28 protein-coding genes and 1 pseudogene are annotated in these 25566 nt (G+C 62.7%); 13 read left to right on the plus strand and 16 right to left on the minus strand.

Features of this window, described 5'->3' with window-relative positions:
- Nucleotides 1–3: 3 nt before the first annotated feature.
- Nucleotides 4–2994: a DNA polymerase I gene (gene polA / locus J2X76_RS06760; protein ID WP_310214232.1), complete on the minus strand. Its 2991-nt coding sequence runs from the start codon at nt 2992–2994 to the stop codon at nt 4–6.
- Between the two features lie 415 nt (nt 2995–3409).
- On the opposite strand from polA, the gene J2X76_RS06765 reads away from it, so the two are divergent.
- Nucleotides 3410–3841, plus strand: a complete 432-nt coding sequence (locus J2X76_RS06765) for a MarR family winged helix-turn-helix transcriptional regulator (protein WP_113130954.1) — start codon at nt 3410–3412, stop codon at nt 3839–3841.
- A 27-nt stretch (nt 3842–3868) separates the two neighbouring features.
- Here J2X76_RS06765 and J2X76_RS06770 read toward each other — a convergent pair whose 3' ends face one another.
- On the minus strand, nt 3869–4390 hold the full coding sequence (locus J2X76_RS06770; protein ID WP_310214235.1) for a DUF6428 family protein: 522 nt from the start codon (nt 4388–4390) through the stop codon (nt 3869–3871).
- A 42-nt stretch (nt 4391–4432) separates the two neighbouring features.
- On the opposite strand from J2X76_RS06770, the gene J2X76_RS06775 reads away from it, so the two are divergent.
- From J2X76_RS06775 to J2X76_RS06800, 6 genes and pseudogenes are all read left to right on the plus strand, one after another.
- Nucleotides 4433–4789: a helix-turn-helix transcriptional regulator gene (locus J2X76_RS06775; RefSeq protein ID WP_113130956.1), complete on the plus strand. Its 357-nt coding sequence runs from the start codon at nt 4433–4435 to the stop codon at nt 4787–4789.
- A pseudogene (locus tag J2X76_RS06780) lies at nt 4786–5297 on the plus strand (arsenate reductase ArsC). The gene J2X76_RS06775 and the pseudogene J2X76_RS06780 overlap by 4 nt, the downstream one beginning before the upstream one ends.
- A 5-nt stretch (nt 5298–5302) precedes the next feature.
- Nucleotides 5303–6001 (plus strand): MIP/aquaporin family protein, encoded by a 699-nt coding sequence (locus tag J2X76_RS06785; RefSeq protein WP_113130958.1) that lies wholly within the window; start codon nt 5303–5305, stop codon nt 5999–6001.
- Nucleotides 5998–6426 (plus strand): arsenate reductase (glutaredoxin), encoded by a 429-nt coding sequence (gene arsC / locus J2X76_RS06790; RefSeq protein ID WP_113130959.1) that lies wholly within the window; start codon nt 5998–6000, stop codon nt 6424–6426. The genes J2X76_RS06785 and arsC overlap by 4 nt, the downstream gene beginning before the upstream one ends.
- 4 nt (nt 6427–6430) lie before the next feature.
- Entirely contained in the window at nt 6431–7615 is a 1185-nt protein-coding gene (gene arsK / locus J2X76_RS06795) for an arsenite efflux MFS transporter ArsK (protein ID WP_310214756.1), read from the plus strand.
- Nucleotides 7616–7748: 133 nt separating this feature from the next.
- Entirely contained in the window at nt 7749–9137 is a 1389-nt protein-coding gene (locus J2X76_RS06800; RefSeq protein ID WP_113130961.1) for a M20/M25/M40 family metallo-hydrolase, read from the plus strand.
- Between the two features lie 466 nt (nt 9138–9603).
- Here the strand turns inward: J2X76_RS06800 and J2X76_RS06805 are convergent, their stop codons facing one another.
- Nucleotides 9604–9813 carry a cold-shock protein gene (locus tag J2X76_RS06805; protein ID WP_007754264.1) on the minus strand — a complete coding sequence of 70 codons (210 nt, stop codon included), beginning with the start codon at nt 9811–9813 and terminating at the stop codon, nt 9604–9606.
- 470 nt (nt 9814–10283) lie between these two features.
- Here J2X76_RS06805 and J2X76_RS06810 point away from each other — a divergent pair, with 470 nt between their 5' ends.
- Nucleotides 10284–10772, plus strand: a complete 489-nt coding sequence (locus J2X76_RS06810; protein ID WP_113285066.1) for a YbaK/EbsC family protein — start codon at nt 10284–10286, stop codon at nt 10770–10772.
- Here the strand turns inward: J2X76_RS06810 and J2X76_RS06815 are convergent.
- The 7 genes from J2X76_RS06815 to J2X76_RS06845 all read right to left on the minus strand — a co-directional run bounded on the left by J2X76_RS06815 (nt 10769) and on the right by J2X76_RS06845 (nt 13217).
- Nucleotides 10769–11140, minus strand: coding sequence for a hypothetical protein (locus J2X76_RS06815; RefSeq protein WP_113130962.1), 372 nt, complete (start codon nt 11138–11140; stop codon nt 10769–10771). The two genes, J2X76_RS06810 and J2X76_RS06815, sit on opposite strands and share 4 nt — an antisense overlap.
- 74 nt (nt 11141–11214) lie before the next feature.
- Entirely contained in the window at nt 11215–11427 is a 213-nt protein-coding gene (locus J2X76_RS06820) for a hypothetical protein (RefSeq protein ID WP_007754286.1), read from the minus strand.
- A 295-nt stretch (nt 11428–11722) separates the two neighbouring features.
- Nucleotides 11723–11920, minus strand: coding sequence for a hypothetical protein (locus J2X76_RS06825; RefSeq protein WP_310214243.1), 198 nt, complete (start codon nt 11918–11920; stop codon nt 11723–11725).
- Between the two features lie 89 nt (nt 11921–12009).
- Nucleotides 12010–12252 (minus strand): hypothetical protein, encoded by a 243-nt coding sequence (locus J2X76_RS06830; protein ID WP_113130964.1) that lies wholly within the window; start codon nt 12250–12252, stop codon nt 12010–12012.
- A gap of 134 nt (nt 12253–12386) precedes the next feature.
- Entirely contained in the window at nt 12387–12590 is a 204-nt protein-coding gene (locus J2X76_RS06835; RefSeq protein ID WP_113130965.1) for a hypothetical protein, read from the minus strand.
- A 121-nt stretch (nt 12591–12711) separates the two neighbouring features.
- Nucleotides 12712–12894 (minus strand): hypothetical protein, encoded by a 183-nt coding sequence (locus J2X76_RS06840; protein WP_113130966.1) that lies wholly within the window; start codon nt 12892–12894, stop codon nt 12712–12714.
- A 149-nt stretch (nt 12895–13043) separates the two neighbouring features.
- The gene (locus tag J2X76_RS06845; RefSeq protein WP_172716916.1) at nt 13044–13217 is read right to left on the minus strand and encodes a hypothetical protein; all 174 of its coding nucleotides are present in this window, start codon (nt 13215–13217) and stop codon (nt 13044–13046) included.
- Between the two features lie 198 nt (nt 13218–13415).
- Here J2X76_RS06845 and J2X76_RS06850 point away from each other — a divergent pair, with 198 nt between their 5' ends.
- The 3 genes from J2X76_RS06850 (at nt 13416) to dnaJ (ending at nt 19220) form a co-directional block, all read left to right on the plus strand.
- Nucleotides 13416–15890, plus strand: a complete 2475-nt coding sequence (locus J2X76_RS06850) for a PBP1A family penicillin-binding protein (RefSeq protein ID WP_310214247.1) — start codon at nt 13416–13418, stop codon at nt 15888–15890.
- Between the two features lie 196 nt (nt 15891–16086).
- Entirely contained in the window at nt 16087–17988 is a 1902-nt protein-coding gene (dnaK, locus tag J2X76_RS06855) for a molecular chaperone DnaK (RefSeq protein ID WP_310214248.1), read from the plus strand.
- Between the two features lie 98 nt (nt 17989–18086).
- Entirely contained in the window at nt 18087–19220 is a 1134-nt protein-coding gene (gene dnaJ / locus J2X76_RS06860; RefSeq protein WP_113130969.1) for a molecular chaperone DnaJ, read from the plus strand.
- Between the two features lie 196 nt (nt 19221–19416).
- Here dnaJ and J2X76_RS06865 read toward each other — a convergent pair whose 3' ends face one another.
- From J2X76_RS06865 to J2X76_RS06875, 3 genes are all read right to left on the minus strand, one after another.
- Nucleotides 19417–19854 carry a VOC family protein gene (locus J2X76_RS06865; RefSeq protein ID WP_113130970.1) on the minus strand — a complete coding sequence of 146 codons (438 nt, stop codon included), beginning with the start codon at nt 19852–19854 and terminating at the stop codon, nt 19417–19419.
- 152 nt (nt 19855–20006) lie between these two features.
- The gene (locus tag J2X76_RS06870) at nt 20007–20588 is read right to left on the minus strand and encodes a threonine transporter RhtB (protein ID WP_310214251.1); all 582 of its coding nucleotides are present in this window, start codon (nt 20586–20588) and stop codon (nt 20007–20009) included.
- Between the two features lie 82 nt (nt 20589–20670).
- A complete protein-coding gene (locus J2X76_RS06875) occupies nt 20671–20925 on the minus strand; it encodes a hypothetical protein (protein WP_310214255.1) in 255 nt (84 codons plus the stop codon).
- Between the two features lie 170 nt (nt 20926–21095).
- Here J2X76_RS06875 and J2X76_RS06880 point away from each other — a divergent pair, with 170 nt between their 5' ends.
- Nucleotides 21096–21698, plus strand: coding sequence for a TetR/AcrR family transcriptional regulator (locus tag J2X76_RS06880; RefSeq protein WP_113130973.1), 603 nt, complete (start codon nt 21096–21098; stop codon nt 21696–21698).
- A gap of 93 nt (nt 21699–21791) precedes the next feature.
- On the opposite strand, the gene J2X76_RS06885 is transcribed toward J2X76_RS06880, so the two are convergent.
- The 3 genes from J2X76_RS06885 to J2X76_RS06895 form a co-directional block, all read right to left on the minus strand.
- Nucleotides 21792–21998, minus strand: coding sequence for a SlyX family protein (locus tag J2X76_RS06885; RefSeq protein ID WP_113130974.1), 207 nt, complete (start codon nt 21996–21998; stop codon nt 21792–21794).
- On the minus strand, nt 21991–22533 hold the full coding sequence (locus tag J2X76_RS06890) for a cupin domain-containing protein (RefSeq protein ID WP_310214260.1): 543 nt from the start codon (nt 22531–22533) through the stop codon (nt 21991–21993). The genes J2X76_RS06885 and J2X76_RS06890 overlap by 8 nt, the downstream gene beginning before the upstream one ends.
- A gap of 70 nt (nt 22534–22603) precedes the next feature.
- Entirely contained in the window at nt 22604–24103 is a 1500-nt protein-coding gene (locus J2X76_RS06895) for a globin-coupled sensor protein (protein WP_310214262.1), read from the minus strand.
- A gap of 306 nt (nt 24104–24409) precedes the next feature.
- Here J2X76_RS06895 and recF point away from each other — a divergent pair, with 306 nt between their 5' ends.
- Nucleotides 24410–25534: a DNA replication/repair protein RecF gene (recF, locus tag J2X76_RS06900; protein WP_310214264.1), complete on the plus strand. Its 1125-nt coding sequence runs from the start codon at nt 24410–24412 to the stop codon at nt 25532–25534.
- Nucleotides 25535–25566: the final 32 nt, after the last annotated feature.

The following is a 25566-nucleotide window of genomic DNA, read 5'->3' on the forward strand; positions in this document are numbered from 1 at the left end:
GCCTTAATGGGCTTCGTCCCAATTGCTGGCGGCGCGTGCATCCACCTTCAGTGGCACCCGCATCGAGATCGCAGGCATGGAAGCGTGCTCCATGGTCGAGATGATTACCGGCAGGGTCCTGTCGATTTCCTCGTCTTCAACCTCGAAGATCAGTTCGTCATGCACCTGAAGCAGCATGCGGGCGCTTCCGTTCAGCCCAGCCGCTTCGAGCGCCGGCTCCATCTTCGCCATCGCGCGGCGGATGATGTCGGCTGCCGAACCCTGGATCGGCGCGTTGATCGAGGCCCGTTCGTTGAAGGCGCGCACCGACGGATTTGAGGACTTGATATCCGGATAATGCGCCCGCCGGCCGAAGATCGTTTCAACATAGCCGTTCTCGCGGGCAAACGTCTTGGTGCTTTCCATATAGTCGCGGATGCCCGGGAAACGCTCGAAGTACTTCTTGATGTAGTCGCCCGCTTCCGAGCGCTCGATCGACAGCTGGTTGGCAAGCCCGAAGGCGGAAATGCCGTAGATGATGCCGAAGTTGATCGCCTTGGCGCGGCGGCGCACCTCGCTCGGCATGCCCTCGACCGGCACGCCGAACATCTCCGACGCCGTCATCGCATGAATATCGATCCCGTCGGCAAAAGCCTGCCGCAGCTGCGGAATATCGGCCACATGGGCGAGCACGCGCAGTTCGATCTGGCTGTAGTCGGCGGAAACCAGCTTGTGGCCGGGCGTCGAGATGAAGGCGGTGCGGATCTTGCGGCCTTCCGCCGTGCGCACCGGAATGTTCTGCAGGTTCGGCTCGGAGGAGGACAGGCGCCCGGTCGTCGTCGAGGCGAGCGAATAGGAGGTATGAACCCGCTTCGTCTCGGGATGGACGTAACCCGGCAGGGCATCCGTATAGGTGGATTTCAGCTTGGTGAGCTGGCGCCAGTCGACGATCTTGCGCGGCAGGGGATGACCTTCCGCCGCCAGATCTTCCAACACGCTGGCCGAGGTCGACCACTGGCCGGTCTTGGTCTTGGCGCCGCCCGGCAGGCCCATCTTGCCGAACAGGATATCGCCGAGCTGCTTCGGCGAGCCGATGGTGAACTTCTCGCCGGCCAGTTCGTAGATCTCGTCCTCGAAGGCGGCCGCCCGCTGGGCGAGCTCGCCGGAAAGCCTGGAAAGGATCTGGCGGTCGATGGTGACGCCGCGCTCTTCCATGCGGGCGAGCACGGAAACCAGCGGCCGCTCCAGCCGCTCGTAGATGCGTGTCAGGCCGGCTGCGGCCAGCTGCGGCTTCAGCACCATCCACAGGCGCAGCGTGACGTCGGCGTCTTCCGCGGCATAGGCGGTCGCCTTGTCGATATCGACGAAGTCGAAGGTCACGCCGGCCTTGCCGCTGCCGGCGACTTCCTTGAAGGTGATCGGCTTGTGGTTCAGCCAGCGCTCCGACAACGCATCCATGCCGTGGCCCGCCTTGCCGGCCTCCAGCACGTAGGACATCAACATCGTATCGTCGTACCCCTCGACGGTGATGCCGTGGCGCCGCATCACGAGATAGTCGTATTTCAAGTTCTGCGCCACTTTCAGGACCGACGGGTCCTCCAGCAGCGGCTTCAGGCGCGCCAGCGCCTCGCGTGTCGGGATCTGGTTTTCCGCCATCCCGCCGCCGAGCAGATCGCCGACGCCGGTCTTGTGGATGAGCGGCACATAGGCAGCGCGGACTTCGAGACCCGAAGGATCGGCCGTATTGTCGGCAAGCGCCAGCGAAAAGCCAACCAGTTCCGCCTGCATCGGATCGAGCGAGGTGGTTTCCGTATCGAAGGCGACGAGGCCGGTCTCCTGCGCCGCCCGGATCCAGTCGTCCAGAACCGTCAGGTCGCGAATGGTCACGTAGCAGCCCGGATCGAGCTTGGCCTTGCCAAAGGCTTCGATGCGGGCCTCGGCGAATGCCGCAGGCGTTGCCCCCTCCGTGCCCTTGGCGACCGGCGCCTTGGCCGGATTGGCGGGCGCTTCGGCCGCCGCCTCGCCCGTATCGACCGCCGCCGCGCCGCCGGCATCGAGGTCCGGGCCGCGGGCGGCCTGACCCCATTCGACAGTCACGACGGCAGGTTCAACGGCATCGGCATCGCAATTGCAGGCTGCCGCGACGCGGCGCGTCAGCGTGCCGAATTCCATGGTCTTCAGGAAACCGACCAGTTTCGGGCCGTCCTGCGGCTCCAGCACCAGGGCGTCAAGATCGAGGTCCAGAGGCACGTCGAGCCGAAGCGAGACGAGCCGGCGCGAAAGCCGCGCCAGATCGGCATTGGCGACGATGTTCTCGCGGCGCTTCACCTGCTTAATTTCGCCGGCGCGGGCAAGCAGCGTGTCGAGATCGCCGAACTCTTCAAGAAGCTGGGCTGCCGTCTTCGGGCCGATGCCCGGAATGCCCGGCACATTGTCGACCGAATCGCCGACCATCGCCTGCAGGTCGATCATCTTTTCCGGCGGCACGCCCCATTTCTCGATGACATCGGGAATGCCGATCTGCTTGTCCTTCATGCTGTCGTACATGTGGACACTAGGCGTCACGAGCTGCATCAGGTCCTTGTCGGACGAGACGATCGTGACATCGGCGCCGGTCGCTTCCGCCTGGCGGGCGTAGGTGGCGATGATGTCGTCGGCCTCGAAACCTTCGGTCTCGATGCAGGGCAGGTTGAAGGCGCGGGTCGCCTGGCGGATCAGGCCGAATTGCGGGACCAGCTCTTCCGGCGGTGCCGAACGGTTGGCCTTGTAGGCGTCGTAGAGATCCTTGCGGAAGGTCTTTGCCGAATAGTCGAAGATGACCGCGAAATGGCTGGGCGTCACGCCGACCGAAGTGTCGCGCGCATCGGTCAGCAGCTTCCACAGCATATTGCAGAAGCCGGAGACGGCGCCGACCGGCAGGCCGTCGGATTTGCGGGTGAGCGGCGGCAGCGCGTGGAAGGCGCGAAAAATGAAGCCGGAACCGTCGATAAGGAAAAGATGATCGCCTTTTTTCATGGCGCAAGGAATAGCGTGGGGCACTTGATCCGTCCACGAAAACTTCGCCGCCGCAGCGCCTCCCGCCTCTCACCGGAACGTTACCGATTTGTAATATGCATCTCCCTTGAAAAGCCCGGTTCGCCCCCACATTTCATAATCACCGGCGATTGATCACGCCGCAGTCTGGCAGCCGGCCTGTCCCCCGCCGAACCAGACCGGACAAAGGCCTATCCCCCTCTCCGGGCCTTTGTCCTTCCATCAGAACCGCCACGGCCGTCCCCTCCCTGCCGTGGCGGTTTTTTATTGCCCTTCCGCAGGAAAGACTTGTCATTTTCCCCATCTTCGCACAGGCTTGGCAAAAGCATGGCGTGCGATATATCCAGCGGATAACGCTCGCAAACGGGCTCGTTCAGGGAGGGATGAAGACCAAGCCATGGGATTCGACCGCTCGCATTCGGCGACATACCTAGCGGGCCAGCTCGCCAAGGGCTTTGCGCGCTCCTTGCAGAAGCGAGCCACGGTGCTTGGTTTTTCTCCCGGTCAGTTTCCTGTCCTGCTCGAACTCTGGCAGGAAGACGGCCTGACGCAGAAGCAGCTCCTCGACAAGCTGGAAGTCGAACAGGCGACGCTCGCCAACACGCTCGCCCGCATGGAGCGCGACGGGCTGATCCAGCGCACGCCCCACCCGAACGACCGTCGCGCGCAGATCATCACGCTCACTCCGCTCGGCCGCGAGCTGGAAATCCAGGCGGTCGAAGCGGCCGCCGAAGCGGATGCCGCGCTTTTTTCGGGCTTCCGCCGCTTCGAGCGGGAGCTGATGATCGAATACATGCGGATGATCGTCGAGAACGCGCGCAAGATCTAAACGCGCATTCCCGCCGACCTTGAATCATCACGGGCAGCAGGCACCGGCTGCGGCGGACGGTCCGCAGCAGGAAGCCGTCTTGCGGTTTTCCTCCGCCAGCCAGCGATCGCGCGGCTTGCAGCTTGCCGGGCGGGCGGCGAGTTCCACATGCAATGCGCCGTTGCGAAGGACAGGCGTCGACGCGCAATAGAGCTGCATCGGCCGGATCCCGTCGCTGACTTCGAACGTCAGTTTTGCCGAACCGTCGATATTCACATGCTCGGACACCTTGCGGATGATCGCCGAGAATTTGCCCGCCGTCATATGGTTGCGGTCGACCTCCTCGATATCCCAGAGCTGCACGAAAATCTCCGACCAGGCTTCGGGATTGGCGCCGCAATCCAGAGCGGAAAACTGGCCCGCCTTGACTTCGGTGACATGATAACCCGGCCTTACCGGTCGCCCGTCGTAGTAGAATACCAGGGGCTGATCGCTGGCACCCGCCAAAGTATCGAGCAGGAAGCCCAGGCTGATATCGTCCTGCAGAACCGGCTTGTCTATCGCGTTCATTTGGGTTACTCCATATTTCAATGATTCAAGGATTGTTGAAATATGGATGAACGTCAAGCCCTCGCGTCATTCGGCGCACTCTCGCAGGAAACCCGCCTGCAGATCGTCCGGATGCTGGTCGTGGCCGGACCGGCCGGCATGGCGGCGGGGACGATCGCCGAGAAGCTGGACGTATCGCCCTCGAACGTGTCCTTTCACCTCAAGGAGCTGGACCGGGCCGGCCTCATCTCCCAGCAGCGGGAATCCCGCTCGATCATCTATTCCGCCAATTTCGAAGCGCTCGGCGGCCTCGTCCGCTTCCTGATGGAAGACTGCTGCGCCGGGCATCCGGAGATCTGCGCGCCGGCCGCCGAGGTGGCCGCCTGCTGCGCCCCTGCACCCAAGGAGAACCTGCAATGACCGCCGATCGCGTTTACAATGTTCTTTTTCTCTGCACCGGCAACTCCGCCCGCTCAATCATCGCCGAAGCGATCCTCAACCGGCTCGGCACGGGCAAATTCAAGGCCTATTCGGCCGGCTCCCAGCCGAAGGGCGAAGTGCATCCCTATACGATCGACCTGCTGAAGGGTCTGAACTACCGGACGGAGTTTGCCCGCTCGAAGAACTGGGATGAGTTTGCCGCGCCGGGCGCGCCGCAGATGGATTTCGTCTTCACCGTCTGCGACAACGCCGCCAGCGAGTCTTGCCCGGTCTGGCCGGGCCAGCCGATGACGGGCATTGGGGCGTACCGGATCCGGCCGCTGCCGAGGGGGAAGAAGCCGAGCGACGGTTTGCATTCGCGGAAACATACCGCATGCTGCACAACCGCATTTCCATATTCACCAGCCTGCCCATGACCACGCTCGACAAGCTCGCGCTGCAGAAACATCTCGACGAAATCGGCCGCGATTTGCCGAAGGCAGGTTGATCCCCATGTTCGACCTGTCCCGCCGACTGACGACCGAAGCCCTCGGCACCGCCATGCTGGTCGCGACCGTGGTCGGCTCCGGCATCATGGCCGACCGGCTGTCGGCGGATGTGGCGATTTCGCTGCTCGGCAACACCATCCCCACCGGCGCCATGCTCGTCGTGCTGATCACGCTGCTCGGTCCGATTTCAGGAGCGCATTTCAATCCGGCGGTCACGATGGTGTTTGCGCTGAGGCGGGAGATACCCGTCCGCGTGGCATGTTTCTACATTGCCGTGCAATTTGCAGGCGGTGTCGCCGGGACTATTCTGGCGCATGCGATGTTCGATCTGCCGCTCTGGCAGGTATCCGCCACGATCCGGACCGGACCGGGCCAGTGGCTCGCCGAGGTGGTTGCCACTTTCGGCCTCGTCCTCACGATCCTCGCCGGCCTGCGCTTCCGCTCCGACGCTATTCCGTGGCTGGTCGGCCTCTATATCACCGCCGCCTACTGGTTCACCGCCTCGACCTCGTTTGCCAATCCGGCCGTCGCCATGGCACGGTCGCTCACCGATACCTTTGCCGGCATCCGGCCCGGCGACCTTCCGGGCTTCATCCTTGCCGAGATCGCAGGCGCTTCGGTGGCGTTGCTGCTCACCGGCTGGTTGCTGGCGGAGAGCAAACCCCTTACCCAACCGCTCGCACATATGAAGGGCGCAGAATGACCATGGACGTCACCATCTACCACAATCCCGATTGCGGCACTTCGCGCAACACGCTTTCCATGATCCGCAATGCCGGCATCGAGCCGACCGTGATCGAATATCTGAAGACACCGCCGACGCGCGGTGAGCTCATCCAGATGATCGCGGATGCGGGGCTCACCGTGCGGCAGGCGATCCGCGAGAAGGGCACGCCCTATGCGGAGCTTGGCCTCGACGACCAGGCGCTTTCCGATGATCAATTGCTCGACGCGATGCTGAAGGATCCGATCCTGATCAACCGCCCATTCGTCATTACGCCGCTCGGCACCCGCCTGGCGCGGCCGTCCGAGGCGGTCCTGGACATTCTGCCGGATACCCACAAGGGTCCCTTCGCCAAGGAGGACGGCGAGCAGGTGCTCGACGCCGAAGGCAAACGCATTGTCTGAACGCATGCCCGTTGCCGCCGTTTTGGCGCTCGGCGTCACGCAGATCATCGGGTATGGCACCCTCTATTACAGTTTCAGCATCCTTGCGCCGGACATGGCGGCATATTTCTCGTGGTCCGGCGAGTGGATATTTGGGGCGTTTTCAGTCGCGCTTCTGATCGGCGGGCTCGCCGCACCGTGGCTCGGGGCGCTGTCCGACCGGATCGGCGCCGGCCGGGTGATGACCATCGGCTCGGCCACTGCCGCCGCGGCATTGGTCGCCTGCGCCATGGCCCCCGGCAAGGCCACGTTCGTCATGGCGCTGATTGCGATCGAGGTCGCCGCCAATCTCGTCCAATATGGCGCTGCTTTCGCCCTTCTGGTGCAGCTTCGGCCGCAGGTTGCGCTGCGCAGCATCACCTATCTCACCCTGATCGCCGGTTTCGCCTCGACGATCTTCTGGCCGATTACCGCCACCCTGCACGCCTATCTTTCCTGGCAGGATGTCTACCTCGTGTTCGCGGCGCTCAACCTGCTGGTCTGCCTGCCGCTGCATGCCTGGCTGTCGCGCGGTGAGGCGCTGCGAAAGGCCGCGTCCCCGGACGCACCCGTCCGAACCGAGGGCATTCTGTCGCCTGAGCTTCGGTTCATGGGCTTTATGCTGATGGTCGCCGGCTTTTCGCTGCAGTCGCTGGTGAGCTCCGCCGTGCTCGTCCACATGGTACCGCTGCTTTCGGGCCTCGGTCTCGGCACGAGTGCGGCTCTTGTCGGCACATTGTTCGGCCCTTCCCAAGTGATTAGCCGGCTTATCAATATGACTTTCGGCCGAAACTTGCAGCCGCTTCGCCTCGCGCTGATCGGGGCAACGCTGCTTCCGGTCGGCGTTCTGGTCCTGGTCCTGACGGCGCCGTCGGTGCCCGGAGCGATGCTGTTTTCCGTCATCTTCGGCATGGGTAACGGGCTTTTGAGCATCGTCACCGGAACCCTTCCGCTGACGCTGTTCGGCAGCGAAGGTTACGGCAAATTGCAGGGCAAGATGATGTCGGCCCGATTGATCGCCTCGGCCATCGCCCCGTTCGTCCTGGCATTCTCCATGCAATGGCTGGGTTTCATCTGGTCGCTTTCGATCACGGCGGCGCTTGGCGCTCTTGCTGTCCTCGCCTTCCACGCCATCGACGGGCTCGGCTGCGGGGCGAGGCGTTTGGGCTAGGACGCTCGCCCCTCACGCGCTTTACCATTGTCTCTTGCGCCCCGGACTTGCTAACAAGGTCGGGCATTCGAAACGTTGGACCGCTTCCGGCCTCCTGGGCTCGGGGTCTCGCACTTCAAAGACAGGATTCCGCATGACCGATCTTTCCTCCGTCCTCGACCGCGCCGACCAGAACCTTCCTGCAAGTCTCGAGCGCCTGTTCGGCCTCGTCCGCATCAAGTCGATCTCCACCGACCCGGCCTTCGAGGCCGATTGCCGGAAGGCGGCCGAATGGCTGGCGGCTGAACTGAAGGATCTCGGCTTCGAGGCGTCGGTTCGGGATACGACCGGCCATCCGATGGTCGTCGGCCATCACCCGGGCGCCAGCGAGGATGCGCCTCATGTGCTGTTTTACGGCCATTACGACGTTCAGCCGATCGACCCTATCGAACTCTGGGAAGACGATCCCTTCGATCCCAAGGTCAAGGAGCTGGGCCCCGGCCGCAAGGTGCTGACCGGCCGCGGCGTTGCCGACGACAAGGGCCAGTTGATGACCTTCGTCGAGGCCTGCCGTGCCTATAAGGATGTGCATGGCTCGCTGCCGGTGCGCGTCACCATTCTCTTCGAAGGCGAAGAAGAATCCGGCTCGCCGTCGCTGACGCCCTTCCTGGAAGCCAACGCCGCCGAACTGAAGGCCGATTACGCGCTGGTCTGCGATACCGGCATGTGGGACACGGATACGCCGGCGATCACCGCATCGCTGCGCGGTCTGGTCGGCGAGGAAGTCATCGTCACCGCCGCCAATCGCGACCTTCATTCCGGCATGTATGGCGGGGCGGCCGCAAACCCGATCCAGATCCTGTCGAAAATCCTCGCCGGCCTGCATGACGATACCGGCCGTGTGACGCTCGAAGGTTTTTACGACGGCGTCGAGGAGACCCCGTCCAACATCAAGGCGGCCTGGGAGAGCCTGGTCAGCGGACGCGGCGATTTCCTCGGCGAGGTGGGCCTGTCGGAACTGGCCGGCGAAAAGGGCCGCTCGCTGCTCGAACTGCTCTGGGCGCGGCCGACCTGCGAATTCAACGGCATCAGCGGCGGATACGAGGGGCAGGGTTTCAAGACCGTGATCGCCTCGAAGGCTTCGGCAAAAGTGTCCTGCCGTCTCGTCGGCGGCCAGGACCCGGAAAAGATCCGCGAGAGTTTTCGCGCCTATGTGCGCTCGAAGATCCCTGCCGATTGTTCGGTGGAGTTCCTGAAGCATGGCGGTTCGCCGGCGATCCAGCTCGGTTATGATTCCCCGCTGCTCACCAAGGCGAAAACTGCGCTTTCGGAGGAATGGCCGAAGCCTGCTCTGGTCGTCGGCGTCGGCGGTTCGATCCCGATCGTCGGCGATTTCCAGAAGATGCTCGGCATGGAATCGCTGCTGGTCGGATTCGGCCTCAGCGACGACCGCATCCATTCGCCGAACGAAAAATACGACCTGCGCTCCTTCCACAAGGGCATCCGCTCCTGGGCGCGCATCATCGCAGCACTCGCTGCCTGAGCTTGAAACGCAAAAGGGCTGACGTGTCTCCACGCCAGCCCAAAAAACAAAAAGGCCGGGCAAGCCCGACCTTTCCACTCCCACTCATTGGTGCCAGTACATCCGTGGTCACTCTAGATGGGACAAGCATTTCCGGCGCGGCCACTTTCGACCTTTTCAGATCACCGCGGCTCTAGCGGTCATCGTCTCTCTGCGAGGTAAACATTCCGTTAACGCGGATATGGAAACTGCTTCGAGACGGCACGGTCGCCCGTATTTGCCCTGACACGCATGATCGCTGAAGCTTTGTGAAGCCCGACCACGCGGTGCGCCGGAAACGCTATTGATCCCCAGATGGGAACGGTGCTCTGCCTTTACAAGAGGTTAAACTTAGAATTTCTCTAAACAATGGAATGCGGCATTTCCAAAACGCAGAAAGGCCGGACGAGCCGGCCTTTCCAATCTCAAGACCTTGGTCTTCAGCAGATCATGCGCCCTGGAGGCGGTCTGCAGAAACCTTGCCCGAACGCTTGTCGCTGACGAGTTCGTAGGAGATCTTCTGACCGTCCTTGAGCTGGCCGAGGCCGGCGCGCTCAACGGCTGAGATGTGAACGAAGACGTCCTGCGAACCGTCGTCAGGCTGGATGAAGCCGTAGCCCTTGGTTGCGTTGAACCACTTTACAGTACCGGTAGCCATAACGATGCCTTTCCCTTGCAAATATGACCGACTATTCCACGCTCGCGCCTGGAACGTTGAAGTTTCGTATTTGAAGAGAGATCGTCGCAAACGCCGCAAGGCGCTTAGTGCTGGCTATCAAACAAATATCGATGGCGAACCAAATAGGGTCTTCGCGCAAAAAGGTCAAGATCGGGAAATTTAAGCGCTGCTTTCAAAAGCGAAATCGTCAACGTTTTCAAGGCGCATAAAACAGAAAACCCGGCGCGGGAGGAGGTGCGCCGGGTTTCCGATACTGACCAACAACTGGGAGGAGGAGGTGTTGTCGGTCCCATCGGAGGCGCTGGGAGGAGGAGTGCGCCCGCCGATGATTTGAATATAGAGAATCCAAGCTTAAAAAACAGTCACGATATCGCAGTGCAGCATTGCAATTCTCGCATGGCTTCACTGGCCACTTGCCGCGGGCGGCAACCTGCGCCAATTTCGCAAGCATGAGCCTCGAATCCGTCCGCGCCTTTTTCGCCGTCCACGCCCCCGACATCGACGTCATCATCACCGAGCAAAGTTCGGCGACGGTGCCGCTGGCCGCAGCCGCCCATGGGGTGGCACCCGAGCAGATTGCCAAGACCATCTGCGTGCGGGCCGGTGACGTGACAGCGCTTGTTGTGATGTCCGGAACCAGCCGTTTGGACAATCGTAAGTTCCGGGATCATTTCGGCGCCAAGCCGCGCATGCTGGGCGGCGATGACGTGGCTGAGATCACCAGCCATCCGGTCGGCGGCGTGTGCCCCTTCGGGCTGCCTTCGCCGATCCCCATCTATTGCGATGTGTCGCTGAGGAAGTTTTCGGAAGTGGTTCCCGCGGCCGGCGCCATCAATGCCGCGGTGCGCATCAGCCCTGAACGCATGGCGGACCTGACCGCAGCGACCTGGGTCGATGTCGGTCAGGATCCTGTTTCGGACGGTGATGGGGTCTCCTAGAAACGACCGTTCAGATAGCGATCGTACCAGGCGTGCTTGCTTTCCGCCGAAGCCGTCGCAACCACATAACCGATGGCAAAGCCTATGGCGCCGATCAGGGTGAACAGCGTCGTCGTGGCGGCTGGATGTTCGCGGATCGTGCCGGCAACCGAACTCGCTTCACTCTGGACATAGCTCGCGGCGCTGCCTGCACGCTCGGCGACCTTGTCATATGCGGCGCCGGTCTTTTCAGCCAGCATCTCACGCAGGCTGGCGATCTCCGAGCGAAGTGTCGCAATTTCCGTCTTGAAGTTTTCGCTGGGTTCGTGATCGAAGGAGGGCGTCTCCGACTTCACGGTTGTATTCAGGTTTCTGATTGGCTCTGCCATACCGGCCTCCTTGGTTGAGCGAGAGATCGGTCAACTGTCGAAGGCCCGATAGGTTCCTCCTCCGGGCAATAAGCCTAACGGCTTTTGGCAAGCGCCTCCGCAAGCGCTGCGAGCTTTTCCTTGTCGTCCGAACCCTTTTGAAGGGAGTTCACGAGGATCAGCGCCAGCGCCTCCGCATCGGGGCTCGCCTTATCGATTTCATGTTCGGCGCAGGCCTGATCAAAGACCTGCTGCAGCAGACTGAGCTGCTCGGGATTGACAGGATTTCGGACCATTTGCGTAGGCATCTAACCCTCCCGATCATAAAGCCCCCACCGGCGGCCCCTCCCGCCGCGCCCTGTTCTGCAACGGGGCCGGAGGAAATTACCAGCGGCCTTCTATTGCGACGGCCTTGCGCCGGCCTTATCGGCAGCGGGGACCAAAGGTCTACAAGCCACAGGAGCCCGGATTTTGAGCCTTGGCTAATAAATTGACAATAACAATAATCGACGGGTGCAATATAAGGGTGGACCCGTAGGGAATACTACCTATCCGGGTCCATTGAGGGTATCCGCGGTCGCGGCGACGAAGCTGAAGGGTGGGTTATGCCATGCCGGCGGGATCGCCAATCGGCAGAAGGGCTGGATCGAGCGTCGGATCCTGGGGGTTCCTGCTGTCGCCCGGATCCTGCGCCGGGGTCAGCGGTGGTTTTTCCTGGACGCGGTCCGGAACCCCGTCTGTCGGCGTCGGGCCGCGCGGGGTTTCAGGGCTGGGCGTCGGGATAGGGTTTCGGTTCGGCATGATGGCCTCCTTTTCCTGTCGAAGAGCCAACGGCTGAACTGCCACACGGTTCCGAGGCGTCAGTTCCGTGGCCAGAAAAACCAATCACCCTAACGATACCAGCGCCGGTCGCGGGAAGCCGACGACACGCCGAGCATATAGCCGACCGCCAGACCGAGCAGGCCGACGACTGCGACTGCCGAGCCTGTGGCTGCAGGATGATCGACGGCATGAGCCGCCACCATGCCCGCTTCGTCCCTGACATGGTCAACGGCGGATTTCGTGCGGGCGGTTACGCCGGTCTCTTTAGCGACATCACCGGTAAAGCCGGCGGTGAGGTTCTTCTTGGCCATGGACGTCTCCTTTTCCGGAAACAACACACAAGCAGAACAGGAGGTTCCGTCTTCGGCGTCCGTTCCGAAAAGGAGGGATCTCGCCCGACGAGAAACGAAGCCCGCGCCAAGGGAGACCGGCGCGGGCAAAACGACTATTCGGTGACTTTAGCCTGCCCTTCGGACTGCTTCAGCACGGCGGCTTCCTCGCGGGGGTCCATTTTCGGAGCCGCGATGCTTGCCGTGGTGACTTCCTTGTCCACCTTGGCGGACGCCGTGACGTCGTGGCCGGCGCATTCCGCAAGGGCTGCGGTGGACGACAGGCCGAGCACGGCGGCGATGACGAGAACTGTCTTCATGCCATTCTCCTTTCGCTGTGGTTGCAAAAACAAAGGTAACCCGCAACGCAATGAACCCGAAATCACGAATTCGCGTTTCGGGCTGCCATCCTATTATCTGTTTGTCGTCGCCCGGAGGCGATCACATCAGCTTTGAAAGGGTCTCGCGGTTGACGAAAATATCCGTCTTTCCAGCTTCATAAGCGGGATGGCTGAATTCCAGCATCCCCTTTTCAGGTATTTCCAGCGCCTGCTTGACGGTGACCAGCCCGACCGGAACACGCTGGTCGCCGTTGCGGACAACGGCCTCAACGATTTTGTGCATATCCTCCCCTCCTCCAAGGCGGAATCCGTCATAACGCGGATCTTGCCTCCTTGTTCCATCAGGAATCAGATTTTTTTAAGGTCGGATATGTTCTGGGTCAGCTTTTGTGACATAGACGAACACCCTGCATTGCAGGGCGTTGCGGCATTTCAATGAAGGTCCAGCGGCAGCTGGATGCCTTTGGGAATATTCGGGCGTCGCTGGTTGGCGATCTGGATCTTCTGGAACGTCTCGCGCCGGCGCTGGGCTTCAGCCTCACGCAGGGCCTTCGATGCCGCGACTGCGGCCATTGCGCGTTCGATCACCTGTTCGGTTCTGCTCATCAGCACCCTCCAAATGTTCTCTATTTGTTCTCATAAATAGAAATGGAAGTCAAGCGATTCAAGAAGTACCGGGCGATAAACCATTCCTTTACGCCTCCTTAAATCGCCGCATTTAGAGTCCAGCGAAAGCTTGGGCGATCAGACATTCGAGTAACAGCCTGTTTTGACAGGCGCGTAACGGGGGTATGCCGGCTCACCATGGCAGCCAGAGGCAGATCAGACAAACGCGTTGAGCCATCCTTCGAAGGTTCGCGGCCGAGCGACGATTTCCGTCTCGACGCTGACGAACGGGTCGTGGGCAACGGCCGGCCCGGCAGGCGCCCATCGAGAGCCGAAAGCGAGGATCGCGACGAGCGCCCGGAACGCAACCGCCCCTCCCGCAACAAAAAAGCTCCACCTCGTCGCCAGGGCGGCGGCTTTTTCGCGCCGTTGCGCAGACTGGTCTACTGGTGTTTCGTGCTCGGCATCTGGGCCGGCATCGGCGTCGGAGGGCTTGTGCTTTATTACGGCGCCAGAATGCCGGCCGCCAGCACCTGGTCTATTCCGGACCGTCCGCCGAACATGAAGATCACCGCCGTCGACGGCTCGGTCGTCGCCAATCGCGGCTCGACCGGCGGCGAAGCCCTGGCGCTCGAGGAAATGTCGCCCTACCTGCCGCAGGCGGTCATCGCCATCGAGGACCGCCGCTTCTATTCCCATTTCGGCGTCGATCCGCTGGGCCTGGCGCGCGCCTTCGTCAACAACCTGACCGGCCAGCCGATCCAGGGCGGTTCGACCATCACCCAGCAGCTCGCCAAGAACCTGTTCCTCTCGCCCGACCGCACGTTCGAACGCAAGATCCAGGAAGTACTCCTGTCCTTCTGGCTGGAGCACAAGTTCACCAAGGACCAGATTCTGGCCATGTATCTGAACCGGGTGTTCTTCGGTTCGAACGCCTATGGCGTGGAGGCGGCCTCCCGGCGCTATTTCAACAAGTCCGCCCGCGACGTGAATCTCGGCGAGGCGGCGACGCTTGCCGGCCTGCTGAAGGCCCCCTCCCGCCTGTCACCCGCCCGCGATCCGAAGGCGGCCGAAGCCCGCGCCCAGGTCGTGCTGGGCACCATGCGCGAGGAAGGCTACGTTACCGACAGCGACCTCAAGACCGCCATGTCGCAGCCGCCGACCAAGGCCAAGAGCTACTGGACCGGCGCCCAGCATTATGCCGCCGACATGGTTGTCGACGAGGTGAAAAGCCTGATCGGCGAGCCGAAGGTCGATGTGACCGTCGAAACGACGCTCGACATGCGCCTTGAGGCCGCCGCCGAAAAGTCGCTGAACGACGTGCTCAAGAAGGAGGGCGGCAAGCTCAACGCCTCGCAGGCGGCCCTCGTCTCAGTCGATGCGACCGGCGCGATCCGGGCGCTGGTCGGCGGCCGCGATTATGCGACGAGCCAGTTCAACCGCGCCGTCAAGGCAAAACGGCAGCCGGGTTCCGCCTTCAAGCCCTTCGTTTATGCCGCCGCGCTCGAAGCCGGCGCCCGGCCGGACTCGATCGTCAACGACGCGCCGGTGAAGATCGGTAACTGGTCTCCGGAGAATTTTGACGAGAAATACCGCGGTCCGGTGACTTTGGCCTCCGCCTTCGCGCAGTCGCTCAATACGATCGCGGCGCAGCTCGTCATGCAGGTCGGGCCGGACAAGGTGGTGAGCCTCGCCCACCGGCTCGGCGTCGATTCCGACATCCAGTCGAATGCCTCGATCGCGCTCGGCACCTCGGAAGTCTCGCTGGTCGAGCTGACTTCGGCCTACGCGTCGTTCATGAACGGCGGCTACAAGGCGACGCCGCATATCGTCAAGCGCATCACCGACCCGGATGGCAAGGTGCTTTACGAGGCCGACTACGCCAATCCGCCGCGCGTCTTGAGCGAACCGGTCGCCGCGACGATGAATGGCATGATGAACCGCGTCATCAACGAGGGCACCGGCAAGGCCGCGAGGATCGACGGCTGGCAGGCGGCCGGCAAGTCGGGCACGACCCAGTCGTTCCGGGATGCGCTTTTTGTCGGTTACACCAGCATCATGACGACCGGCATCTGGTTCGGCAACGACGACGGCGCCTTCATGAAAAAGGTGACGGGCGGCGGCCTGCCGGCAAAGGCCTGGAAGGAATATATGACGGCAGCGATGAAGGGTTACACGCCGACGCCGCTGTTCGGCACCGGCCGCGGCCTCGATCTGCCCCCTGCCGCACCCCAGCCGGATTCGCCCTCGACCACGATCGGCGACATCATTTCCGGCATCCTGCCCGGCAGCCGCCGCACCCAGGAGGAATTGCCCACAGATTATCCGCCGGCGCCGCGCCCTCCTGCCCAGGATTCCGCCTCGATCGAACGGGAGCCGGCCCGCGTGCGGCCCGTCTATGGCGACAATCAGGGTTATGACAACCGGGACGGCCGGCAAATCTACGACAACCGGCCGGTCTATGGCGACCGCGGCCGCCATAGTGACGTGATACCGCCCGGCGAAGTCCCGGTCCGCGACTATCGGCAGTATCGCGGCCCCTACGATTCGCCCGCTCCAATGCCGCCGGGCGCGATCGGCGGCGGCCCCGTTCCGCCCGGCGAGGTCGGTGTTGCGGGCCCCAGGGGCCAGCCGAGGCAGACCACGCTTTTCGACGTGATCATGGGCCAGTGAAGCGTATTCCCAGTATTGCTCGGCAAACTGTTCTTTTTGCTCGGATCCGGGCGATTTCTCGCCTTGCAGTCCTAAAAACCCGTCCTTATATACGCCGCATGACCGCAGCCGATGCTGCGAAACCATCCCAGTCGAGGAATCGTCAGTGGAATGCCTTAAAGGGGTTCCGACGGTTCGCTTAAAGGAGAGAGAAGAAATGGCAAAAGTAATTGGCATCGACCTCGGAACCACCAACTCCTGCGTCGCCATCATGGACGGCAAAGATGCTAAGGTGATCGAGAACGCCGAAGGCGCGCGTACCACGCCCTCCATGGTCGCATTTTCCGATGACGGCGAACGCCTCGTCGGCCAGCCGGCCAAGCGCCAGGCGGTGACCAACCCCACCAACACCCTCTTCGCCGTCAAGCGCCTGATCGGCCGCCGCTACGAAGATCCGACCGTTGAAAAGGACAAGGGCCTCGTTCCCTTCGACATCACCAAGGGTGACAACGGTGACGCCTGGGTCAAGGCACAGGGCAAGGCTTATTCTCCCGCCCAGATTTCCGCGATGATCCTTCAGAAGATGAAGGAAACCGCCGAATCCTATCTCGGTGAAAAGGTCGAGAAGGCCGTCATCACCGTTCCGGCATACTTCAACGACGCGCAGCGCCAGGCCACCAAGGACGCGGGCCGCATCGCAGGTCTTGAAGTTCTCCGCATCATCAACGAGCCGACCGCTGCCGCTCTCGCCTATGGCCTCGACAAGAAGGACGGCAAGACGATCGCCGTCTACGACCTTGGCGGCGGCACGTTCGACATCTCGGTTCTCGAAATCGGCGACGGCGTCTTCGAAGTGAAGTCCACCAACGGCGATACCTTCCTCGGCGGTGAAGACTTCGACATGCGCCTCGTCGAATATCTCGCAGCCGAGTTCAAGAAGGACAACGGCATCGACCTGAAGAACGACAAGCTCGCCCTTCAGCGCCTCAAGGAAGCTGCCGAAAAGGCCAAGATCGAACTCTCCTCCTCGCAGCAGACCGAAATCAACCTGCCGTTCATCACGGCAGACGCTTCCGGCCCGAAGCACCTGACGCTGAAGCTGACCCGCGCCAAGTTCGAAAGCCTGGTCGACGATCTCGTCCAGCGCACCATCGCACCGTGCAAGGCAGCCCTCAAGGATGCCGGCGTCACCGCGGCTGAAATCGATGAAGTGGTTCTCGTCGGCGGCATGAGCCGCATGCCGAAGGTCCAGGAAGTCGTCAAGCAGCTGTTCGGCAAGGAGCCGCACAAGGGCGTCAACCCGGATGAAGTGGTCGCGCTCGGCGCTGCCATCCAGGCCGGCGTTCTGCAGGGCGACGTCAAGGACGTTCTGCTGCTCGACGTGACCCCGCTGTCGCTCGGCATCGAAACGCTCGGTGGCGTCTTCACCCGCCTGATCGACCGCAACACGACGATCCCGACCAAGAAGAGCCAGACCTTCTCGACCGCCGAGGACAACCAGCAGGCCGTGACGATCCGCGTCAGCCAGGGCGAACGCGAAATGGCCGCCGACAACAAGCTGCTCGGCCAGTTCGACCTGGTCGGCCTGCCGCCGTCGCCGCGCGGCATGCCGCAGATCGAAGTCACCTTCGACATCGACGCCAACGGCATCGTCCAGGTTTCGGCCAAGGACAAGGGCACCGGCAAGGAACAGCAGATCCGCATCCAGGCCTCCGGTGGCCTCTCCGACGCCGAGATCGAGAAGATGGTCAAGGACGCCGAGGCCAATGCCGAAGCCGACAAGAAGCGCCGTGCCGGCGTCGAAGCCAAGAACCAGGCCGAAAGCCTCGTTCACTCGACCGAAAAGTCGGTGAAGGAATATGGCGACAAGGTTTCCGAGACCGACCGCAAGGCGATCGATGATGCCATCGCTTCGCTGAAGACCGCCATCGAAGCCTCCGAGCCGGATGCCGATGACATCCAGGCGAAGACGCAGACCCTGATGGAAGTGTCGATGAAGCTTGGTCAGGCCATCTACGAGGCCCAGCAGGCCGAAGGCGGCGCAGGTTCCGAAGGTGGCAAGGACGATATCGTCGATGCCGACTACGAAGAAGTCAAGGACGACAAGAAGTCCGCCTGATCCGCCGGTTGCCTGATGATCAGACCTCGACCATAGTTGCCTTCTAGTATCCGGCTGCCTTCGTGCAGCCGGAATCCTTTCCGGAGCCGGTTACCTCCATGGCAAAAGCAGACTTTTACGAAACGCTGGGTGTCGGCAAGACCGCCGACGAGAAGGAGCTGAAAAGCGCCTTCCGCAAGCTCGCGATGAAATATCATCCCGACAAGAATCCGGGCGACGCAGAAGCCGAAAAGAAGTTCAAGGAGATCGGCGAGGCCTACGAGACCTTGAAGGATCCCCAGAAGCGCGCGGCCTATGACCGCTTCGGCCATGCCGCCTTCGAACACGGCGGAATGGGCGGCGGTGGCGGCGGCTTCTCCGGCGCAGGCGCCGGTGGCTTCTCCGACATCTTCGAAGACATCTTTGGCGAGATGATGGGCGGCGGACGCGCTCGGCGTTCGTCCGGCGGCCGCGAACGCGGCGCCGATCTTCGCTACAATATGGAAATCACGCTGGAAGAAGCGTTTGCCGGCAAGACGGCGCAGATCCGGGTTCCGACCTCGATCACCTGCGACGTCTGTTCCGGCTCGGGCGCCAAGCCCGGCACCCAGCCGAAGACCTGCGGCACCTGCCAGGGCTCCGGCCGCGTGCGCGCAAGCCAGGGCTTCTTCTCGGTGGAACGCACCTGCCCGACCTGCCACGGCCGCGGCCAGACGATCACCGACCCCTGTGGCAAGTGCCACGGCCAGGGCCGCGTCACCGAAGAACGTTCGCTGTCGGTCAACATCCCGGCCGGCATCGAGGACGGCACCCGCATCCGCCTGCAGGGCGAAGGCGAGGCCGGCACGCGCGGCGGACCTGCAGGAGACCTCTACATCTTCCTGTCGGTAAAACCGCACCAGTTCTTCCAGCGCGACGGCGCCGACCTCTATTGCGCCGTGCCGATCTCCATGACGACGGCTGCACTTGGCGGTACGTTCGACGTGGCGACCCTCGACGGAACCAAATCCCGCGTGACGGTGCCCGAAGGCACCCAGCCGGGTAAACAGTTCCGCCTGAAGGCCAAGGGCATGCCGGTGTTGAGATCCAGCCAGACGGGCGATCTCTACATCCAGATCCAGATCGAGACGCCGCAGAAGCTCACCAAGCGGCAGCGCGAGCTGCTGCAGGAATTCGAGGAACTGTCCTCGAAGGAGAACAATCCGGAATCGACGGGCTTCTTCGCCCGTATGAAGGAATTCTTCGAAGGCTGAGGTTTCGCGAAACCAATTTTGAAGCCGCCCGCGACAGGCCGTTGCGGGCGGCTTTTTCATGGGGCGCGTTCTGGCTTGCGGGCCTTTCGGACTGCTGAAGGTGGCTCTGGCTGGCGACCGGTCCAGGGTGACGCTTTATCGTGCCGAGCGGGGACGGATGGACCTCGAACAGGCGGCGTCCGTCCTCGTATTGCGCTCAGCCGAGTTCCTGCGCGAGCCCGATGAGCAACCCTTCGGGCCCGCGGATGTAGCAAAGCCGGTACGCGTCTTCATACCGGACGACCTCGCCGACGAGCTGCGCGCCGCGCCTGCGCAGCCTTTCAAGCGTGTCGTCGATATCATCCACGGCGAACATCACGCGGAGGTAGCCCAGAGCGTTGACCGGGGCGTTCCGGTGGTCTGCGACCACTGCGGGCCTGAGGAAGCGGGAGAGCTCGATCCGGCTGTGGCCGTCCGGCGTGCGCATCATGGCAATCTCCACGTGCTGGTCGCCGAGTCCAGTGATACGTCCCGCCCATTCTCCTTCGATCATGGCCCGTCCTTCGAACTCGAGGCCGAGTTCGCGAAAGAAATCGATCGCCCCTTCGAGGTCTTCGACGACGATTCCAACGTTATCCATCCGCTTGAGCGCCATGTTTCGTTCTCCGGTTTGTCTGTCCGATCGATAAGGCGTTGGCCTCTTCCAACAAAGGACGGCCGAGGCGCCCCGACGCCGACAACCCTCAACGCCCAAAATTCGCGTCTGTTCAGATCATCCCGGAGTCGGCGATTTCGGCCGGCCTGTTTTCAGGCCGGCGACTGGATCGACGCGCCGGCGAGGATCATGGCGAAGAGGAAGAGGCAGGCGGCGGCGGTGCGGCGCACGATGATCGGTCTGACCTCGAAACGTTCGGTCCTCCGCATCAGGCTGCCGAAGGCGATCCAGCCATTGGCGGCCAACAGCACCAGCATGGCAAACAGCCCGAGCCAGGGCAGCAGGGCCGAAAGGCCGCCATGCGGCATGATGACGAGCGCGATGATCAGCGCCTTGGGATTCAAAACCGTGGTGACGAAAACCTGCCGGAGGGACACTTCCACCGTTTCCTTCGCCTGCTTTCCGGACGCCCACAGGCGAAAACCGAGGTAAAGCACCCAGGCGCCGGCCGTAAGCTTCACCCAGACCGAAGCCTGGGGGTAGGCATCGAAGAAAGGGGTGGCAAGCGCCGCGACCGGCACGATCACCAGCAGATAACCGCCGATTTCACCGGCGATCAGCGGCAGGCTCTTCGTCCAGCCCTGCGCATATCCCCCAAGCGCCATCAGCGTATTGGTCGGCCCCGGCGTGCAGAGAAGCAGGAAGATGGCGAGGGTAAATTCCGTGGGGGTCATTGCGCTGCCTGTTGACGTGCCGGCATGGCCCGGCGGCTTCCCTCTAGCAGGATTTTCGGCGCGCCGGTTGACACCCGTCAAATCATCTTACTTTACCCGGGGGCGGCATGCGGGCCACAAACCAGCCGAAATATTTCTGGATCGCCGGCGCCACGACAAATACGATCGACAGAACCATGATCGGGGCGATCAGGATCGTTCGATGCCATACCGCCCAGCCCTCGGTGAGCGGCGCAAGGATATAGAGAAGCGTCGTGATCAGCGGATAGACGGCGAGGATCATGACGAGCGAAAGGCGCGCCTTCGAGGGATTGACGCGGGTGGGCGTGGGTTGCAATTGGGCCTCCTCAGGCTTGGTGCGTGCAAGGGATTGAGGGCGAACGTTATTGTGGTTATCGTGACCTTGATAGAAACGATCCGTTTCGATTGCGCTCATATAACGAAACGGTCCGTTTCGTTCAAGAGGATTTGTGCCATGGCGATTGAAATTTTTCCCGGAAGATCTTCATGACGGGAAAAAAGGCGCCGCCGGCCCGCCGCACCTCGATCGGTGCGCAACGCAACCCCGACAGCCAGGATGCTATTCTTCGCGCTGCGGAGGACATCCTCGTCGAGGGGGGGCTCGGAGCGTTTTCGATCGAAGCCGTCGCCCGGCGGGCCCATGCGGGAAAGCCGACCATCTACCGATGGTGGCCCACGCGCGCGACCCTGCTCCTGGATGTCTACCACCGCCAGAAATACGTCGACATCGCGCCGGATACCGGCACGATCGAGACCGATATCTTCCAGCTCCTGAACGGTTTGCTCGAGTTTTGGAACACCGGTCACGGGGGGGCGGTTTTCCGTTCCGTCATCGCCGAAGCCCAGACCGACCCGGCGGCCAGCAAGGCGCTCGCCGCCTACATGGCCGACCGATACCAGCAGGGGGGCGAGATATTCCGCCGGGCAAAGGCCCGAGGCGAAGTGGCCGACTGGGTGGTGCCCGAGCTCGCCATGGAGATCATTACGAGCTTTGTGTGGAAGAGACTGCTCACCGACCGGCTGGATATTACGCCTGACGAGCTGCGTCTCGTGGTCCGCCACCTCGTCCATGGCCTGAGGGCCCCGTAGGTCCCCGAACCTCGTCCGGTCAACCCCGACCCTTCGGGGAGATCGCGCGCTCCGGCGCGGCGCATGCGCGGCGCTGCCGAGCGGCGAGCATGATCAATAATGCGGCGGCCTGGTGATCGCCGGCGCTTCCAGCGAGGATTCCTCGAGCGTCAGAAACCGCTCGGTCAGCCGGTCGAGCTTGGCGCGCGTCTGCTCCATCACCTTCCACTGCTCGGCGAGCTGGTCGGACAATTCCTCGATCACCTTGGCCTGATGGGCGGCCAGCTCCTCAAGCTTGACCAGTCTTTCCTCGTCACTCACCGCCGCTTTCCTTTGCTGCTTTCTCGGCCTTCCAGGCCCTGACCCTGTCCGGCATGCCGTCATGCGGGCCCAGTGGCCGTTCCGGCGCGTCGTCCCACCAGTCCGGACGGCGCTGCTTCATGTCGAGATGTCTGGGATAATAAATACGATTGTCCGGCTTGTTCGGTTCGCCGACCACGAGCAGGCGGACCTCGGCATCCGTGTTGTTGATGAACGTATGCGCGAGCCCGGTGCCGGCGGGAAACCCGACGGAATCGCCGGGTTTCAGGCGATGGAGCGCGCCATCCAGCCAGACATCGGGCGTGCCTTCGATGACATGGACGAACTCTTCCTCGGCGCTTTCCGCATGCGGGAAGGACGTGCGGCGGCCGGGTGGCAATCGCTCGTGGTGGATGCCGAGCCGCGTCAGCCCGAAATGCCGGCCAAGCGCCGCGCCCACCGACATCAGCTCGTCGTCGCCACGATAGGTGCGCGTATCGGGCCTTTCGATATCGCTCCAGTGGGTAATGCAGGAAGGGCGGTCCTGGTCGGTCATAGGCTGCTCCTCTGAAAGCGGGGCAACACTAGCCGACCGGAACCGCCCGGTCCATGTTCCGGGTTGAAGATCAGGCGCGAAGGCGCTGGCGCTCGACGCGGGTCTCCCGCACGGCCCTCGTCTTGAAACGGTCGAGCAGCGAAGCCAGCCGGCCGCTGATGCCGACCAGGCTCTGGGTCGAGGCGTTGGTCTCTTCCATCAGCGCGGCGTTCTGCTGGGTGATCTGGTCCATGCTGCGGATCGCCGAATTGATCTCCTCGATGCCGGAAGCCTGTTCCTGCGCCGAGCGGGCGATCGAGCCGATATGGTCGTCGATCGACTTGACGCGATCGCCGATGCCGACCAGCGCCTGTCCCGTCTTGTTGACGAGTTCGACGCCGCGATGGACGTCCGTCGAAGACTGGTCGATCAGTTCCTTGATTTCCTTGGCGGCCGCAGCGGACCGCTGCGCCAGTTCACGGACTTCCTGCGCGACGACGGCGAAGCCTTTGCCCTGTTCGCCGGCGCGGGCCGCTTCCACGCCTGCATTCAGCGCCAGAAGATTGGTCTGGAAGGCGATTTCGTCGATCGCGCCGATGATCTGGGTCATCTTCTGGGAGGATTGCTCGATATCGCCCATCGCGGCGATCGCCTCTTCGACCACCTTGCCGGAGCGCACCGTTTCCGAGGCGGATTCGCGCACGATCACCTGCACTTCGCGGGTCCGCTGCGCGGCCTGGCCGGAAATCGTGGTGATCTCCTCGAGTGCCGCGGCCGTCTGCTCGAGCGCTGAGGCCTGCTGTTCCGTGCGCTTGGCCATGTTTTCGGCGGCCGACGAAATGCCGCCCGCCTCGGCGCGCACCTGCTCAACCGAGGTGCTGATCTCGCGCATCGCCGCGTCGAGAGCGCCGACGGAGGAATTGTAGTTCTTCTGCAGCTGGGCGAAATTCGGCGCCAATTCCTGCCAGAGTTCCGATGTCAGATCACCGCCGGACAGGCTCTTCAGCGCCCCATCGAGCGCGCCGAGCGCCGCGTCCTGCTCGGTCTTGGCCTTCTCCCGTTCGGCTTCGGCGCGCTGGCGCTCGTCGCTCAGCACCTGAAGATAGACGGAGATGGCGTAATCCATGTCCAGCAGCGCTGCCTTGACCACCGCCGAGAGATGCTCGGACAGCACCTTGGCCTTCTTGTCCTGGAAAAAGCCGGTAATCTCACGAGCCACCACGGCACGGATGATGCCATCGAGGATCAGCGCGTAGCCACCGATATACCAGCGCGGTTCGAGACCGAGACGGGCATGCGTGCGGCCGATCGTGGAAACCCCTTCCACATATTCGGCCTCGTATTTGCCGGATGCTATGCCCTCCCAATGGGCCGCCTGGCGGCTCTTGGCATGGGCGATATGCGCATCGCTGGAGAAAAATTTCGCGGTCTGAGGATTGCTCTTGGCCTTGCGGTAGAAGGCGTCGAGCGCGGCGCCGATCGTATCCTTGATGATCGGCTGTATCTCGGCCAGAGACCGCCGCTGCTCCTGGCCGAGGCCCACAAATTCGAGGCGTTCGGCAAGATCGGCTTGATGGTTCTGGTTTTTCATGGAGGTCTCCGGAGATTGAAAGCGCCTACGCTGCCATTCGGATAAGGGATGCGTATGCGTGCTGGCTATTTCTAGGGACGAAGTTTTAACGTGTTGTTAGCCATACCCCCTAGTTTATCAGCACTCACAAATTAGAGTTGCCTTGATAAAGAAGGTTCCAGAAAGTGCGCTCGGTCATGGTCCAGTGCAGTCGGCCATCCTGTTGGAAGAGCTTCGGTGAGCGGGACCACAATCTTCCCCGAAGCAAAGCTTGCCATCCGGGCCCGGAGTCCTTAGCTCCTGTTCGATGACAACCCAAGATTCCCGATGGCGCAGAAGACCTCCCTTTCCCGGCTGAAGCTCACCGATTTCCGCAATTATGCGGAAGCGGCGCTGGCGCTCGACGGACGGCATGTGGTGCTGACGGGCGAGAACGGCGCAGGCAAGACCAATCTGCTGGAAGCCGTCTCCTTCCTGTCGCCGGGCCGAGGACTGCGCCGGGCCGTGCTCTCCGACGTAACCCGCGTCGCCGCCGCCGGCGGGTTCACGATCTTTGCGGATGTCGATGGCATGGACGGCGAGGTCTCGATCGGCACCGGCATCGAGCCGGGCGAAAGCGAAAGCGTCACCCGCAAGCTCAGGATCAACGGCACGCCGGCGAAATCGACCGAGGAGCTCACCGACCACCTGAGCGTCCTGTGGCTGACGCCGGCGATGGACGGGCTGTTCACCGGCGGATCCTCCGACCGCCGCCGTTTCCTCGATCGGCTCGTCCTGTCGCTCGATCCTGCCCACGGCCGCCGGGCGAGCGATTTCGAGCGCGCCATGAGGAGCCGCAACCGGCTGCTGTCGGAAGGCCGCTTCGACCCTTCCTGGCTGTCCGCCATCGAGGCGCAGATGGCGGGCCTCGGCATCGCCATGGCCGCCGCACGACAAGAAATGCTGGGGCTTTTGAGGAGGCTGTCGGCCAATTCCGGCGAGACGCCGTTCCCGACACCGGTCCTGACGCTCGAAGGCTTCATGGACGCCGCGATGGACCGCCCGGCCGCCGATCTCGAGGAGGACTATCTCGACATGCTGCGCAACGGCCGCGGCCGCGACGCCGCCGCCGGCCGGACGCTCGACGGCCCGCACCGTTCCGACCTTCTGGTGCGCCACCGCGAGAAGGATATGGAAGCGGCGCGCTGTTCGACCGGCGAACAGAAGGCGCTGCTGATCGGCCTCGTGCTTGCCCATGCACGGCTGACCGCCGACATGACCGGCTACGCGCCGATCCTGCTGCTCGACGAGATCGCCGCCCATCTCGACGAAGGAAGGCGGGCGGCTCTCTTCGATCTCGTCCACGGCCTCGGCGGCCAGTCCTTCATGACCGGCACCGACCGGAGCATGTTTTCCGCGCTTGCCGACCGCGCGCAGTTCTTTGACGTCGCGCATGGCGGTATCGGCGGATGAAATCCATCTTACGCGGTCCGGCAACCGGTGGT

The organism is Neorhizobium sp. 2083, assembly GCF_031455615.1.
In the GTDB taxonomy this organism is placed as follows: domain Bacteria; phylum Pseudomonadota; class Alphaproteobacteria; order Rhizobiales; family Rhizobiaceae; genus Neorhizobium.